The organism is Hyphomicrobium sp., assembly GCF_036262015.1.
Classification (GTDB): domain Bacteria; phylum Pseudomonadota; class Alphaproteobacteria; order Rhizobiales; family Hyphomicrobiaceae; genus Hyphomicrobium_C.
Window position 1 is genome coordinate 160,705 of record NZ_DATAJR010000005.1, and the last position, 12,926, is coordinate 173,630.

The 12,926-nt window shown below is 62.3% G+C and carries 16 protein-coding genes; 9 read left to right on the plus strand and 7 right to left on the minus strand.

Annotation, left to right across the window (positions count from 1 at the left end; all coding sequences use genetic code 11):
• Positions 1 to 96 precede the first annotated feature (96 nt).
• Both hemJ and hemE read right to left on the minus strand, forming a co-directional pair.
• The gene (gene hemJ, locus VHO05_RS05250; protein WP_329645571.1) at positions 97 to 627 is read right to left on the minus strand and encodes a protoporphyrinogen oxidase HemJ; all 531 of its coding nucleotides are present in this window, start codon (positions 625 to 627) and stop codon (positions 97 to 99) included.
• Positions 628 to 659: 32 nt separating this feature from the next.
• Positions 660 to 1,727: a uroporphyrinogen decarboxylase gene (hemE, locus tag VHO05_RS05255; protein WP_329645572.1), complete on the minus strand. Its 1,068-nt coding sequence runs from the start codon at positions 1,725 to 1,727 to the stop codon at positions 660 to 662.
• 411 nt (positions 1,728 to 2,138) lie between these two features.
• On the opposite strand from hemE, the gene VHO05_RS05260 reads away from it, so the two are divergent.
• The 5 genes from VHO05_RS05260 (at position 2,139) to dnaQ (ending at position 5,859) form a co-directional block, all read left to right on the plus strand.
• Positions 2,139 to 3,017: a pyruvate, water dikinase regulatory protein gene (locus tag VHO05_RS05260; protein ID WP_329645601.1), complete on the plus strand. Its 879-nt coding sequence runs from the start codon at positions 2,139 to 2,141 to the stop codon at positions 3,015 to 3,017.
• Entirely contained in the window at positions 3,007 to 3,621 is a 615-nt protein-coding gene (locus VHO05_RS05265; RefSeq protein WP_329645573.1) for a Maf family protein, read from the plus strand. Before VHO05_RS05260 ends, VHO05_RS05265 begins: the two co-directional genes overlap by 11 nt.
• Positions 3,618 to 4,448 carry a shikimate dehydrogenase gene (locus VHO05_RS05270; protein ID WP_329645574.1) on the plus strand — a complete coding sequence of 277 codons (831 nt, stop codon included), beginning with the start codon at positions 3,618 to 3,620 and terminating at the stop codon, positions 4,446 to 4,448. Before VHO05_RS05265 ends, VHO05_RS05270 begins: the two co-directional genes overlap by 4 nt.
• Positions 4,448 to 5,068: a dephospho-CoA kinase gene (coaE, locus tag VHO05_RS05275; protein ID WP_329645575.1), complete on the plus strand. Its 621-nt coding sequence runs from the start codon at positions 4,448 to 4,450 to the stop codon at positions 5,066 to 5,068. Before VHO05_RS05270 ends, coaE begins: the two co-directional genes overlap by 1 nt.
• A 77-nt stretch (positions 5,069 to 5,145) precedes the next feature.
• Positions 5,146 to 5,859, plus strand: coding sequence for a DNA polymerase III subunit epsilon (gene dnaQ, locus VHO05_RS05280; protein WP_329645602.1), 714 nt, complete (start codon positions 5,146 to 5,148; stop codon positions 5,857 to 5,859).
• Positions 5,860 to 5,868: 9 nt separating this feature from the next.
• Here dnaQ and secB read toward each other — a convergent pair whose 3' ends face one another.
• Positions 5,869 to 6,372: a protein-export chaperone SecB gene (gene secB, locus VHO05_RS05285; RefSeq protein WP_329645576.1), complete on the minus strand. Its 504-nt coding sequence runs from the start codon at positions 6,370 to 6,372 to the stop codon at positions 5,869 to 5,871.
• A 339-nt stretch (positions 6,373 to 6,711) separates the two neighbouring features.
• Between secB and VHO05_RS05290 the strand changes: the two genes are divergently transcribed.
• From VHO05_RS05290 to VHO05_RS05300, 3 genes are read left to right on the plus strand one after another with little or no spacing between them, the layout of a single operon-like run.
• Positions 6,712 to 7,455, plus strand: a complete 744-nt coding sequence (locus tag VHO05_RS05290) for a Tim44/TimA family putative adaptor protein (RefSeq protein WP_329645577.1) — start codon at positions 6,712 to 6,714, stop codon at positions 7,453 to 7,455.
• Positions 7,456 to 7,480: 25 nt separating this feature from the next.
• Positions 7,481 to 8,608, plus strand: a complete 1,128-nt coding sequence (locus VHO05_RS05295) for a murein transglycosylase A (RefSeq protein WP_329645578.1) — start codon at positions 7,481 to 7,483, stop codon at positions 8,606 to 8,608.
• Positions 8,609 to 8,618: 10 nt separating this feature from the next.
• Positions 8,619 to 9,248 (plus strand): Smr/MutS family protein, encoded by a 630-nt coding sequence (locus tag VHO05_RS05300; RefSeq protein ID WP_329645579.1) that lies wholly within the window; start codon positions 8,619 to 8,621, stop codon positions 9,246 to 9,248.
• A gap of 41 nt (positions 9,249 to 9,289) precedes the next feature.
• Here VHO05_RS05300 and VHO05_RS05305 read toward each other — a convergent pair whose 3' ends face one another.
• Together VHO05_RS05305 and VHO05_RS05310 are read right to left on the minus strand one after the other, a co-directional pair.
• Positions 9,290 to 9,814, minus strand: coding sequence for an invasion associated locus B family protein (locus tag VHO05_RS05305; RefSeq protein WP_329645580.1), 525 nt, complete (start codon positions 9,812 to 9,814; stop codon positions 9,290 to 9,292).
• Between the two features lie 62 nt (positions 9,815 to 9,876).
• A complete protein-coding gene (locus VHO05_RS05310) occupies positions 9,877 to 10,434 on the minus strand; it encodes an RNA methyltransferase (RefSeq protein ID WP_329645581.1) in 558 nt (185 codons plus the stop codon).
• A gap of 71 nt (positions 10,435 to 10,505) precedes the next feature.
• Here VHO05_RS05310 and VHO05_RS05315 point away from each other — a divergent pair, with 71 nt between their 5' ends.
• Entirely contained in the window at positions 10,506 to 11,477 is a 972-nt protein-coding gene (locus VHO05_RS05315) for an NADPH:quinone oxidoreductase family protein (protein WP_329645582.1), read from the plus strand.
• A 3-nt stretch (positions 11,478 to 11,480) separates the two neighbouring features.
• On the opposite strand, the gene VHO05_RS05320 is transcribed toward VHO05_RS05315, so the two are convergent.
• Positions 11,481 to 12,098: a TPM domain-containing protein gene (locus tag VHO05_RS05320; RefSeq protein ID WP_329645583.1), complete on the minus strand. Its 618-nt coding sequence runs from the start codon at positions 12,096 to 12,098 to the stop codon at positions 11,481 to 11,483.
• A gap of 23 nt (positions 12,099 to 12,121) precedes the next feature.
• Positions 12,122 to 12,916, minus strand: coding sequence for a TPM domain-containing protein (locus VHO05_RS05325; RefSeq protein WP_329645603.1), 795 nt, complete (start codon positions 12,914 to 12,916; stop codon positions 12,122 to 12,124).
• Between the last annotated feature and the right edge of the window lie 10 nt (positions 12,917 to 12,926).

Below are 12,926 nucleotides of genomic sequence, written 5' to 3' on the forward strand. Positions count from 1 at the left end.
AAGCCCTGGCCGGAGAGGCCGGGGCAGAGGTCATCTAGCCCTTCTATAGCAAACGAATCAGATCAGCGAAAGCGTCTCGACGAGAACGCCAGACTCCTAAAAGGGTTTCACGATCACAAGAATGACAATGCCGATCATAAGCAGGGTCGGGACTTCGTTCCACATCCGCCATTGACGGCTGCCGACCGTATTCCGATCCTCGGCAAATCGGCGAACTGAAGCCGAAAAGTAGCCGTGGACTGCGGACAGGGCCAAAACCAATGCCAGTTTTGCGTGCAACCATCCGGCGGCAAAATGCCCGCCCTGCCAAGCGAGCCAAAGGCCGAGAACCCAGGTCACGACCATCGCCGGATTGATGATGATCCGCAGCAACCGCCCTTCCATGACCTTGAAGGTTTCGGACATCTCCGAGCCTGGCGCCGCATCGCAGTGGTAGATGAAGAGGCGCGGCAGGTACAACATTCCCGCCATCCAGGAAATAACGGCAATGACGTGCACGGCCTTGAGCCAGGGATAGGCCGCCGGCCCGACAAGCACCATGGCCGCAACGCACAGCACGGCAGTCACGCCAAGCGCAACTGTGGCCCTCTTGGCCGCAGACATCTCCTGTTTGGCAGCGTCGGCCATAAATCGCGATCAAGCCTTTGATATAAATATGATTATGACCGTGCGCGCACTCGTTTCACCAGCTGCGCCACGTGCTCCGGCGGGGTTTGTGGCACGATTCCATGCCCCAGGTTGAAAATGAATCTTTTGCCCCGCATGAGATCGAGGATTTCATCCACACGCTCGTCGAGCCGGCTGCCGCCTGCAACCAGCAGCAGCGGGTCGAGATTGCCCTGCACGACGACGTCCTCGTCCTCGAAGGCCTCGCTCATGACGAACGGAGGCGTCGCGGTATCGCAACCGATCCCATCCACCCCCGTCTCGGAAACGTACCAAACGGCGGTCGCCCCGGCTCCGCGGGGGAATCCAATCACCGGAACATCCGGATGCAGGTCCTTGATCGCCTCGCGGATCGCCCGCGTCGGCGCCACCACCCAGCGATCGAACTCATCATCCGGCAAAGACCCGGCCCAAGTGTCGAAAATCTGCAGACAATCTGCCCCTGCCTTCACCTGCTGGTCGAGATAGGTGATCGAAGTCTCGACCAACATCTCAATCAGCTGCCCAAACCCGTCGGGGTCGCGATACGCCCAAAGGCGAGCCTCGGCCTGGTCCGGAGACCCTTGCCCCTGAACCATGTAGGTCGCAACCGTCCACGGCGCCCCGCAAAACCCGATCAACGCTGTTTCCGTCGGCAGGTCCTGGCGCAGCCGGGCGACCGTTTCCGACACGAGCCCGAATTTTTCCGCCGTTTTGTCGGGATCGAGCTGGGCCAAATCCGCGCTTGAGCGGATGGGATCGAGGCGCGGTCCCTCACCCTCGACAAACCGCACGCCTTGCCCCAGCGCATCCGGCACGACCAGAATGTCAGAGAACAGAATGGCCGCATCGAAGCCGTAGCGCCGGATCGGCTGCAGCGTTACCTCGGCGGCAAGAGCCGGCGTGTAGCAGAGCTTCAGAAACCCCCCGGCTTCCGCGCGCGTCGCACGATACTCCGGCAGGTAACGTCCTGCCTGCCGCATAAGCCAGATCGGCGGCACATCCAGCGCCTCGCCTCTGAACGGTTCCAGAAATCTCCGTTCGGTAGCCGTCGCGGTCCTGCGCTCTCCACTCTCGCCCATTATCTTCCCTTCAATAATCAAAGAGTCTTCTAAGGTTGTTATTATTGTTATTAGGGGCGGGGATGTCGGGAATTTCCGTCCTATCCCTGGCTTGTCCCATGCTTATGGACTCCGGGACGGAGCCCAGCCAAAACTTGGTGTACCCGTTCGCCGCGCGCCACTAGGACCGGGGCAAGCCAGAAGAGTCAACCACTTGTGCGAGAACGTCCGGTCGCAGGCGCTGGGGATATGGTGTTGAATGTGCGTGGGAGCCTGTCGAGTGTTTACCAATCAACAGGGACAGGCGTCGGCTAAGAAATTTGGTTCACTTCGGAGCTAATATGGGTATCCCCGTGGATAACCAGCACACCTTTCCCACCGTCCGCCGGATGGATGGCCAGGGCCGTGCAAAAGAAGGCGCCTGATCCACAGATGGCCCACAGCCAGCCGAGCTACTTCCATCTCCATCTCGTCTCCGATTCCACGGGCGAGACCCTTACGACGATCGCCAAAGCAGCCGCCGTGCAATATGCGCAGGTCCGGCCAATCGACCACGTGCATCCGCTCGTTCGCAACGCGCGCCAGTTGAAGCGCGTTCTTCAGGAGATCGAGCAGGCGCCCGGCATCGTGCTCTATACGATCGTCAATCTCGACCTGATCGCGGAGTTGGAGCAGCGCTGCAAAGAGTTGAAAGTGCCCTGCCTTGCGGTGTTGCAGCCGATCATGCAGGTGTTCGAATCGTATCTCGGCGCACCGCAGACACCGACCGTGGCCGGACAGCACGTTCTCGACGCGGATTATTTTCGCCGCATCGATGCCCTGAATTTTACGATGGCGCACGACGACGGCCGTCTGCCGCAAGATCTCAATGAAGCCGACATCATTCTTCTCGGCATCTCCCGGACCTCCAAGACGCCGACCAGCATTTATCTGGCCCAGCGCGGCTACAAGACTGCCAACGTTCCGATCGTTCCGTCCCTACCGTTTCCCGAAGAGATCGCGAGCCAGCATTCGGCGTTTGTCGTCTGCCTCATCGCGAGCCCGGACCGGATTGCGGAGGTCCGTCGCAACCGGGCGCTTCTGATCGGCGACCGGGATCTCGACGACTATGTGGACCGCAGCCGCATCGCCGCCGAGATTGCCTTTACCCGGAAGATCTGTGCGCAGCACGGCTGGCCGGTGATTGATGTCACGCGCCGCTCAGTCGAGGAAACGGCCGCGACGATCATCCGGTTGATGCATGATCTTAGGGCGGACAAAGAGGAGGCGGTAGCTGCGGACGCTGCCGGTGGGCCGAGTCATGACGAATGAAGGCGGTCGGCTGATTCTGGCCTCGGGCAGTGCAACACGGCGTGCGCTGCTGGAAGCGGCAGGAATTGCGATCTGGATTTATCCTGCTGACGTGGACGAAGCCGCGATTCGCGATGCCCTGCTCACCGAGAATTCTCATGTTTCACATGAATCCATCGCGCAGACGTTAGCGGACGAAAAGGCGAAGGCCGTAAGCGCGCTCGAGCCCGGCGCCGTCGTCATCGGCGCCGATCAGGTACTTTCGTTTGAAGGGCGCCTGTTTGAAAAGCCGAAATCCCTGTCCGAAGCGCGCGATTGCCTCCTTGCTCTTCGCGGAAAAACGCACGCGCTGCATTCCGCTGTGGCGCTTTCGAAGAACGGCAACGTCGAATGGCGGAATGTCGAAACCGCGCGACTGACCATGCGAAACTTCAGCGAAACCGCGCTCGATCGCTATCTCGACCACGCCGGCGATGAGGTGCTTTCGTCCGTCGGCGCCTATCAGATCGAAGGCCCCGCCGTGCAGCTCTTCGAAGCCATTGACGGGGATCACGCGACGATTTTGGGCCTGCCTCTGCTGCCGCTCCTGGCCGAGCTCCGGCGCCGCGAGGTCCTCGAGTCATGAAGCGCGCATGCGTTATCGGTTGGCCCATCGAACATTCGCGCTCGCCTGCAATTCATGGATATTGGCTCGCCCACTATGGCATTGAGGGCAGCTATACCAAGCGCGCCGTTCCGGTCGACAAGATCGAAACCTTCCTGCGCGCGCTCGATGCCGAAGGCTTGGCGGGCTGCAACGTGACGATCCCCCACAAGGAAGCCGCGTTCCGCACGGCAGATGTGAGAGATCCCTCCGCCGTCGCCGTCGGAGCAGCCAACACGCTTTGGCTTGAGAAGGGCCAGCTTTGTGCGGCGAACACCGACACCTACGGCTACATGACGTACTTGGCGAGCAAGGTCGAGGATTGGAGCCGCCGCGATGCACCGGTTGCGATTCTCGGAGCCGGAGGCGCCGCCCGCGCGATCGCCTACGGTTTTCTCGAAGCGGGCGTTTCCGAGATCCGTATCTTCAACAGATCGGCCGAGCGCGCGGAAGCCATGGCACAAGACTTCGGTCCGCGATTGAGGGTTATGCAGTGGGACCAGCGCTCCCGCGCTTCGACCGAAGCCTCCGTGCTCGTGAACACGACATCGGTGGGATTGAAGGGCGTCGGCTCGCTCGAGATGGATTTCGCGGACTTTCATCCGGACTGCATCGTGTCCGATATTGTCTACGTGCCGCTCGAGACGCCACTCATTCGTGAAGCCCGGCGCCACGGTCTGCGTACGGTCGATGGCCTGGGCATGTTGCTGCACCAGGCCGTTCCCGGATTTGAGAAATGGTTCGGAGTCCGGCCCGAGGTGACCGACGAGCTCTACGAAAAGATCGCAGCCGACATCGAGGCGGCCTGATGCTGATTGTCGGCCTGACTGGATCGATAGGCATGGGAAAGTCGACGGTTGCGGGGTTGCTCCGCGCCCGTGGCGTTCCTGTTTTCGATGCCGACGCCGAGGTGCACAGACTTTATGCAGCGGAAGCCGCACCACTGATCGAAAAGGCGTTTCCCGGAACGACGTCGGCAGGGCAGGTGGATCGCGCCAGGCTTGCTGCCGCATTGGCAAAGGATGAGGGCCAATTCCGCAAGCTTGAGGAAATCGTGCATCCCCTGGTTCACGATGCGGAGCAGCGTTTTCTGAATGACGCCCAGCGCAGTGGAACCGCCGTGGCGGTCCTGGAGATTCCGCTGCTCCTGGAAGTCGGACGCAACGAGCACGTAGACGTCGTTGTCGTCGTCTCCGCCCCGGCCCACCACCAGCGTGCGCGTGTGCTGGAACGCCCCGGCATGACGGACGACCGCCTCGATGCCCTGCTCGCGCGGCAACTTCCCGATGCAGAAAAGCGCCTACGGGCTGACTTCGTTGTGGATACCGGAGGGACCTTCGCGGACACCGAAGCGCAAGTCGATGCTATTCTGACTGCGCTCAAGTCGAAGCCTGCCCACGCGTTTGTCCGCGACTGGCAACTGCCCTGACCAGCCTCGCGTTCGACGGAGCCCCTGCCCGTATCGCGTTGTTTCTGTCGTCCTCCGCAAAACGAAGGCCCTTCATGCTGCGCGAAATCGTGCTCGACACCGAGACAACCGGCCTTGATCCCCGCAAAGGAGATCGGTTGATCGAAATCGGGTGCATCGAACTCGTCAATCGTATTCCGACGGGGCGTGAGTTTCATCGCTTCATCAATCCCGAACGGTCTGTGCCGGCGGAAGCGGAGGCCGTGCATGGCATTTCGACGGCGTTCTTGCACGACAAGCCTCTCTTCAACGAGGTTGCACAAGAATTCGTCGACTTCATCGCCGGCGATACGCTCGTCATTCACAATGCCGTCTTCGACGTCGGCTTCCTCAACATGGAGCTGGAGCGCCTGAAATATCAGGCCATCTCCATGAGCCGGGTGGTCGACACGTTGCAGCTCGCGCGACGTCGTCATCCCGCGGGCCCGAATAGTCTCGATGCGCTCTGCAAACGCTACGGCATCGACAATTCGAAGCGCATCAAGCACGGCGCGCTGATGGACTCGCTCCTGCTCGCGCAGGTCTACGTCGAGCTATTGGGCGAGCGTCAGGCAAGCCTGGGTCTGCAGGCCGAGCGCGGCGGAGCAGTCGACCGGACCCTTGCAGGAAGCGTTGCTGCGCGCGGTCCGCGTCCCGTGCCGTTGCCTGTCCGTGTGACGGACGAATTGATCGCGGCGCACCGCGCGTTTGTTGAAACGCTCGGTCCGAAAGCGATCTGGAAACGCTATTTTGCGCCCGAAGACCCCGCCTGAAGCTGATCTTTAGTTGGGCTTCGAGGCCGCAGCCTGGTCCTTCAGGCGGCGCATGAAAAGCTGCGCAAAGTCGATCGGGTCGAGCAGCAGCGGCGGGAAACCGCCCTCGCGTGTAATGTCGGCCACGAGGCGGCGCAGGAAGGGAAAAATCAGCGTCGGGCAGTTGATCAGCAAAAACGGCTCGAGCGCCTGTTCCGGGATGTTCTTGACGCGAAAGAGACCCGCGTAGACGATCTCGAGATCGTAAATTGTGCCGTCGCTGCTGGTCGCGACCGCCTTAAACTCGATGGCGCTTTCGTAAATATTCTCCTGCTGGAGCCGTTTGGCGCCAACATTGATCTCAACCTTGATGTTCGGGGTGTCGCTTGGCCCCTCGAGAAGCTTACCGACGCTCGGATTCTCGAACGACAGATCCTTGATGAACTGCCCGATGATCTGAACCTCAACCGGCTGCTGAGCTGCCGGATCCTGTCCGTCGGAGTCCTTGGGGTTCGTCTTGGACTTGTCTGTCATCGTAGGAATGCTCTCGGTTGATGGCCCGGACGCCGGTTGTCCAGCGGATCGTAGGGACCATCGGAAGACCAGGCTGTCGTGAATGGCAGGTGGCTATCACGGAGCGGACGCCGTCGCAATCGGCCAATGTCCTGAAATTGCACCCCTCGTCGGCCCTGACGTCTTTAGAATATTGGCTTCTCCCTCGTTGTGGCCTAAGTTGAGGGTCATGATGAGCGCGTGTCTGGATGCGGCAACTTTGTCGCCGAGGGCGCAGAGCGCCTGGACGGACTTCATGAGCGATCTTACATCAGGGCAGATGCCCCGTTTTGCGCGGGCCTTGCCAGGAAGCTGCCGATAATGAATGGCGAAATCAATCTACTGACGCTCCTTTCCCTTGTCGTTGCCGTTGTCGCAATCGTGAAGCTCAGGAGCGTCCTTGGGCGAAAGACGAACGATGACGACGCGCGGATCGAACAACGCCGTCGCGAGGCGCAGATGCAAAGGACGGCGGCTTCGCCGTCGGAGAAGGTTGTGGCTCTGCCCCGTCGCGACCGGGAGCCGGAACCCGCAGACTCAGCCGTTTCGGTGGCCGAGGTGGAAGCGCGTATCAAGTCTTTTGCCGGTGACGATACGGCCCTCGCCGAGCGCCTGACTGACATCCTCAAGCTCGATTCGAAGTTCGATCCGGATAGCTTCCTGCGCGGCGCCCGTCAGGCCTACGAGATGATCGTCACCGCCTTCGCCGAAGGCAACCGCCGCACGCTCCGCGATCTCCTGAGCGCGGATGTTCTCGACAGCTTCAGCCGGGCCATTGCCGAGCGCGAGCAGCGCGGGCAGGTCATCGATCAGAGCTTTGTCGGCATCAACAAGGCGGACATTCTGGAAGCCGAAGTCAGCACGAAGGGCGTGGCCAGCATCACGGTGCGCTTCGTCAGCCAGCTCATCAGCGCCACCCGCGACAAGGCCGGCAACGTCATCGAGGGCGACGACTCGCGCATCAAGGATGTGACCGACATCTGGACGTTCTCGCGTGACATTTCCACAAAGGATGCGCGACGGAATCTGAACTGGAAGCTCGTCGGCACTCAGGCGCCGAACTGAAACACCGACCGACGAACGCTTTGCCATGCCGCTTGGAGCCCGCACGACTGAGTCGGCAAAGGTCGACGTAGCCTTCGAGCAGGTTAGATACGCGGATCTCCCCGGCTGGCAGGCGGACGACCATCTCGCCGCGTTCAAGGCGTTCATACGGTCTGCGCGCGCGCTAGGCCAAGCCACAGCCTCCGAAAGCAAAACGCAGGTCGCAGACGCGTGGCTCCGAACCGCCGTACAACGTGGGGCCGAGCTGGCCGATCGGATTGCAACGGGAGCGGCTGCAAGGGCTTTTTTTCAGGACAATTTTACACCGCATCGCGTGGTGCACACGGGCGCCGAAGGTTTGCTGACGGGCTATTATGAACCCGTACTCGCCGGTGCGCGCGCAGCCGGAGGACCGTTTCGCATCCCGGTCTATCGTCGCCCGCCGGATCTCGTGAACCTCGTGCGGGAGGAAGAGCGCGGAGCGCTTGCCGATGGCTTGACGCATGCGCGCAGAACCACGGATGGGATCGAGCCGTACGCCACGCGCGCTGAAATCGAGGATGGCGCGCTGGACGGTCAAGATCTTGAGCTGCTCTGGCTGCCCGATCCCGTCGATACCTTCTTCATGCACATCCAGGGCTCCGGCCGCATCCGGCTGCCGGATGGTGGGACACTTCGCATCACCTACGATGGAAAGAACGGACATCCCTACACGTCGATTGGGCGCCATTTGATCGATGCGGGCTATTTTTCGCCTGAAGAAATGACCCTCGGCGCACTCAAGACATGGCTTGCTGCAGATCCTGTGCGCGGCCGCAAGGTCATGCAGGAGAACCGCTCCTTTATTTTCTTCCGCGAGCTCGAGAACGAAGACGACGGGCCGCTCGGGGCGCTGGAAATCCCGTTATCCGAGGGGCGCAGCCTTGCCGTCGATACGGGCTTTCATGCCATCGGCACGCCGGTTTACGTCAGTGCACCCTTGCTGAAGCCAGATGTCACGCCCCAGGGCTTCCAGCGCCTCATGATTGCCCAGGATGTCGGGTCCGCGATCCGCGGCCCCGAGCGTGGTGACATCTATTTCGGGTCGGGCGATACGGCGGGCAGGCAGGCTGGCGGCACCAAGCACCCGGGCCGCTTCTATGTGCTGCTTCCCCGTGCGCCAGGGACACCATGAGCTGCGCGTCATGACCAAAAAGCCCGGTCCCCCGCGCCGACGGCACCTGACCAACGAAGACGAAGCACTTTGGGAGCACACGGCCTCCACCCTCAAACCCTTGAAGGGCAAAAAGGGCCGTCACCACGCCAGCGCGTCGGAGTTGGAAGCGGCGCAGCCTTTCGCACCCCAGACGAAATCCGGCAAGAAATCCGAGGGATCGACCGGGACAGGGAAGCCCCACGCCAAGCCGCCGCTTCCCGCGCAAGCGGCATCCCGTGCGGTGCCGGATCTGAATGCCTTCGAACGCAAGGCGGCGCGGAAGCTGCGTCAAGGCCAGTTCGAAATCGAGGCGCGCATAGACCTGCACGGCATGCGCCAGCATGAGGCCCACGCGGCGTTGAGACGATTCTTGATGTCGTGCTTCGGGCGTGGTTTTCGCTGGGTGCTCGTGATCACCGGCAAAGGCACGCCGCAACGCGCGCGCAACGATGACGACTTCGGCATGTCGGAGCGCGGGGTTCTGCGCAAGAACGTTCCGATGTGGCTCGCTGAGCCGGAATTGCGCGCGGTCGTCGTGAGCTACACGACGGCTGCCATCCCTCATGGCGGTGAAGGTGCGCTCTACGTCCAGCTACGCAACCCGGATCGCGTGCGCTAGCGCGCTATCACGCCATCACAGTAGCCAGCACGCTAGACGCCTTATGGGCACGCCGTTGCGATCGCCTGAAGCGCTTGGCCGAGACCTGAGAGCGAATACGTGTCCGTCGTCTCGGTGCCGCGTGTGGATGTCGCTTGAACGACGAGCTTGGAGCCCTGCTTCATGGCTTCGATCAGCTTCAGCTCTTCCGCGTTGTCAGCCACGTAGGCCCGATCTTCCTCGGCAAACAGTTTGAACGCCTCGGATCCGACCGTTGCGGTGACGGGACTGTCGGGCTTGATGCGATAACCGAGCTTCACGGAGAACTCGGACTTCACGCCGTCCTTCGGCCAAGCCGACACATAGAGAACCACCTTCGCACGATTGGCGCCGGCAGGCTCTTTTGTCCTCGGCTGCGTGGCAGCAAAGCAGGTCTTCGGGCCGTCACTTGCGTTCTGATGAATGAGCCAATCGCCCGCAGTTCCTGTCTTCAAGGAGCCGGGCTCGGCCGTTTGCGCAGAAAGCGGTGAGGTGTAAAGCGAGGCTAGGGCAGAGATCAGAAGCGGGATCGTTTTGAGCGGTCGCATGCAGTTCGTCAGCCCCCTGTTCTGGCGAATCTGTTTCTTATACGGCGCTGACTGCCAATCTGTCACCCGTCCGTCCGGCCCTTACGGTGTCCATCCGCACGCACTAGTCCGGAGGTCTCGGTCGGACCGCCCTCCGAGATCGGCCGATCCGCGAACGGAGCGAGGCTTTTTATCCGGTCGTACATGACGATGGCACCAGCCATTGCGACGTTGACGCAAAAGCTCGTCGGGATCTTGACGGTGAAATCGCAGCGCGCGAGCAAGTCATCCGATAGCGAACCGCGCTCCGGCCCCAGGACGTATGCCGCTTGCAAGGGATGACGGAAGCTCGGCAGCGCAATGGCGTCGTCCAGAAGCTCGATGCCCACAAGCTTGCAGCCCTTGGGCAGGATCATGTCTCCAGCCGCCACCCAGTTGTAGTGTGGCAGATGCCAGTGACCCTTGGACGTATCCGCGCGGGCTTCGAGCGCCTGGTACTGCGCGCCGATGGTGAAGGTAAAGCTTGCGCCAAACGCATGGGCCGAGCGCATGAGGTTGCCGAGGTTCAGCGCCTTGGAGGAGCGCTCTGCGCCGATAGCGAAGTAGCCGCGCGATTTCGGAGGCCAGGCGGGGGTGGTCATGAAGGGGCTCGCATTGAGGGCCTGCTCCGTTTAGGAGGAGCGGCAGGAATTCGATGTCCGGGAGGTCACACATGAAGGCGGCCCTTTGCAAGAGCCTCGATGGCCCTGAGGCCGTGGTTGTCGAGGAGATTGCAGACCCGGTGGCCGGTCCCGGCGAGGCGGTCGTCCGCGTCCGCGCCGCCGCGCTGAATTTCTTCGATACACTGATTACGCGCGGCAAATACCAGACGAAGCCCGAGCTGCCCTTCTCGCCCTCCGGCGAGGTCGCCGGCGTGGTGGAAAGCTTCGGCGCGGGCGTGACCGGGCTCAAAGTCGGCGATCGTGTCGCAGCCGCCGTTGGTTACGGCGGCGCACGCGAGAAGGTCGTCGTACCCGCCGCAAGCCTGATCCCGATCCCAGACGGGGTCTCCGACGAGGTGGCCTCCGGCGTCAGCGTCACGTTCGGCACGGCGATCCATGGCTTGAAGGACCGCGGCCACGTCGAGCCGGGCGAAACGGTCGCCGTGCTTGGCGCCTCTGGCGGTGCGGGACAAGCGGCCGTCGAGATCGCGAAGCTCTTAGGCGCGCGTGTCATCGCCGCGGCATCCGGCGACAAGCGCGACATCTGCATGGCGGCCGGCGCCGACGAGTTCGTCGACTACGATACCGCCGACCTGAAGGAAACCTTGAAGAGCCTCACCGGCGGCCGCGGCGTCGACGTCGTCTACGACTGCGTCGGGGGCAAGTACGCCGAGCCGGCCGTGCGGGCATTGGCTTGGGAAGGCCGTTTCCTTGTCGTCGGCTTCGCGGCGGGCGACATCCCGAAGATTCCGCTCAATCTGCTCATGCTGAAAGGCGCGGAAGCTGTCGGCGTGTTCTGGGGCGAGGCTGTGCGCCGTCATCCCGAACGTCATCGCGCCAACATGATCGAGGTCCTGCGCTGGGTCGCGGAGGGCAAGCTCGCGCCGCGCATCCACGGCACGTTCCCGCTCGCGGAGATCCGCGACGCGATTGGGGTGCTCGATCGCCGCGAAGCGACCGGCAAAGTCGTCATCACGCTCTAAGTTTCAGCCTTCGTCGAGCACAATGAGGTGATTGGGCAGCTCGTTGGCGTCGAGCGAGCCCGGGGGAAAATGCACTGCGAGGTGTCCGCCAACCTCTTCGATCGCGGCGACGAATCCATCCGTGTGCCGGCCCGAACTGAAAGCAGCAGTGAGCCGGTTCACGATGTCCTGCCACGTGCCCTTGGGGACGCGCTCTTCGATCCCTGCGTCAGCAACGATTTCCGCGTGATGCTCGGCGATCGAAATGAAGATCAGAACGCCGGTTCGGCTCGATGTCGTATGCAGGTTTTGGGCGACGAACTGCTCCATCGCGCGCCGGTGTGCCCGTGCGCGTTTGATGCTTCGTGGCACGAGCCAATAGCGGATCGGACGCGGCAGCGTGACGGCAAGCACGAGCGCAAAAGCTGCGAGCTGGGCCAAATAGATCCATGCCGAGGGCCACCAAGTCCAGACAAGGAGCGGCCAAGGAACCAGCAGCGCGATCGCGGACGCCCATAGAAAGGGCGCGTAGAGGTAGGTACTGCTTTCCGATGCAACGACGGCGACAATCTCGCCCGACGTCGCCTTTTCGGCGCGGGTGATGGCCTCTGAAATCAGGGTCTCGTCACTTTCCGAAAACATCTCTCGATCCGCCATTGACGTGCCTACCAGCTTCCCGAACCGCCACCGCCGCCGAAGTCGCCGCCGCCACCCGACCAGCCTCCCCCTCCGCCGGACCAGCCTCCCCCGCCCCAGTTGTCCGAAGCGCCGCCAGGCAGGATAACGATCCCGCCATCGCGCCCGCGCCGGCGGCGTCCATCGCGGCCGACGGTCTGCGCCTGTTGCGTGGCGTACTGGGTCTGCACGTAGATGATGTAGAGGAAGATCGCGATCCAGAACGCGATGAGAAGCAAGCCGAGCCAGTCCGGCCCGTCGCCTTGGTCGAGGCCGCGCGCGCGCGCTTTCACTTCCTCGGCATCTCCGAGCATGGTGTCCTTGAGATCGCGCACACCGGCCCGAACGCCCGCGCCGAAGTTGCCTTTGCGGAACTCCGGCAGGATCGCATTCTCGATGATGATTTTGCTCATCAGATCGGTGACGATCGGCTCGAGGCCGCGTCCGACTTCGATGCGAACCTTGCGTTCGTTTGGCGCGACGATCAGCAGGACGCCGTTGTTCTTGTCCTTCTGACCGATGCCCCAGTGGCGGCCGAGCTGATAGCCGTAGTCCTCGATCTCGTAGCCCTGCAGGGACGGCACCGTCACGACGACGAGCTGGTCGGAGGACTTTGCTTCCAGCGCCTGGAGCTCGGAGAGGATGGCGGTGCGATCCTCCGCCGAGATGATGTTCGCGTCATCGACGATCTGGCCCGTAAGCTGCGGAAACGTCGGCGCAGCGAGCACCGGCACGCACGAGAGCACGGCGACGGCGAGCGCACCAAGCGCCGCCGCGAGCCACACCCTCAAAGCG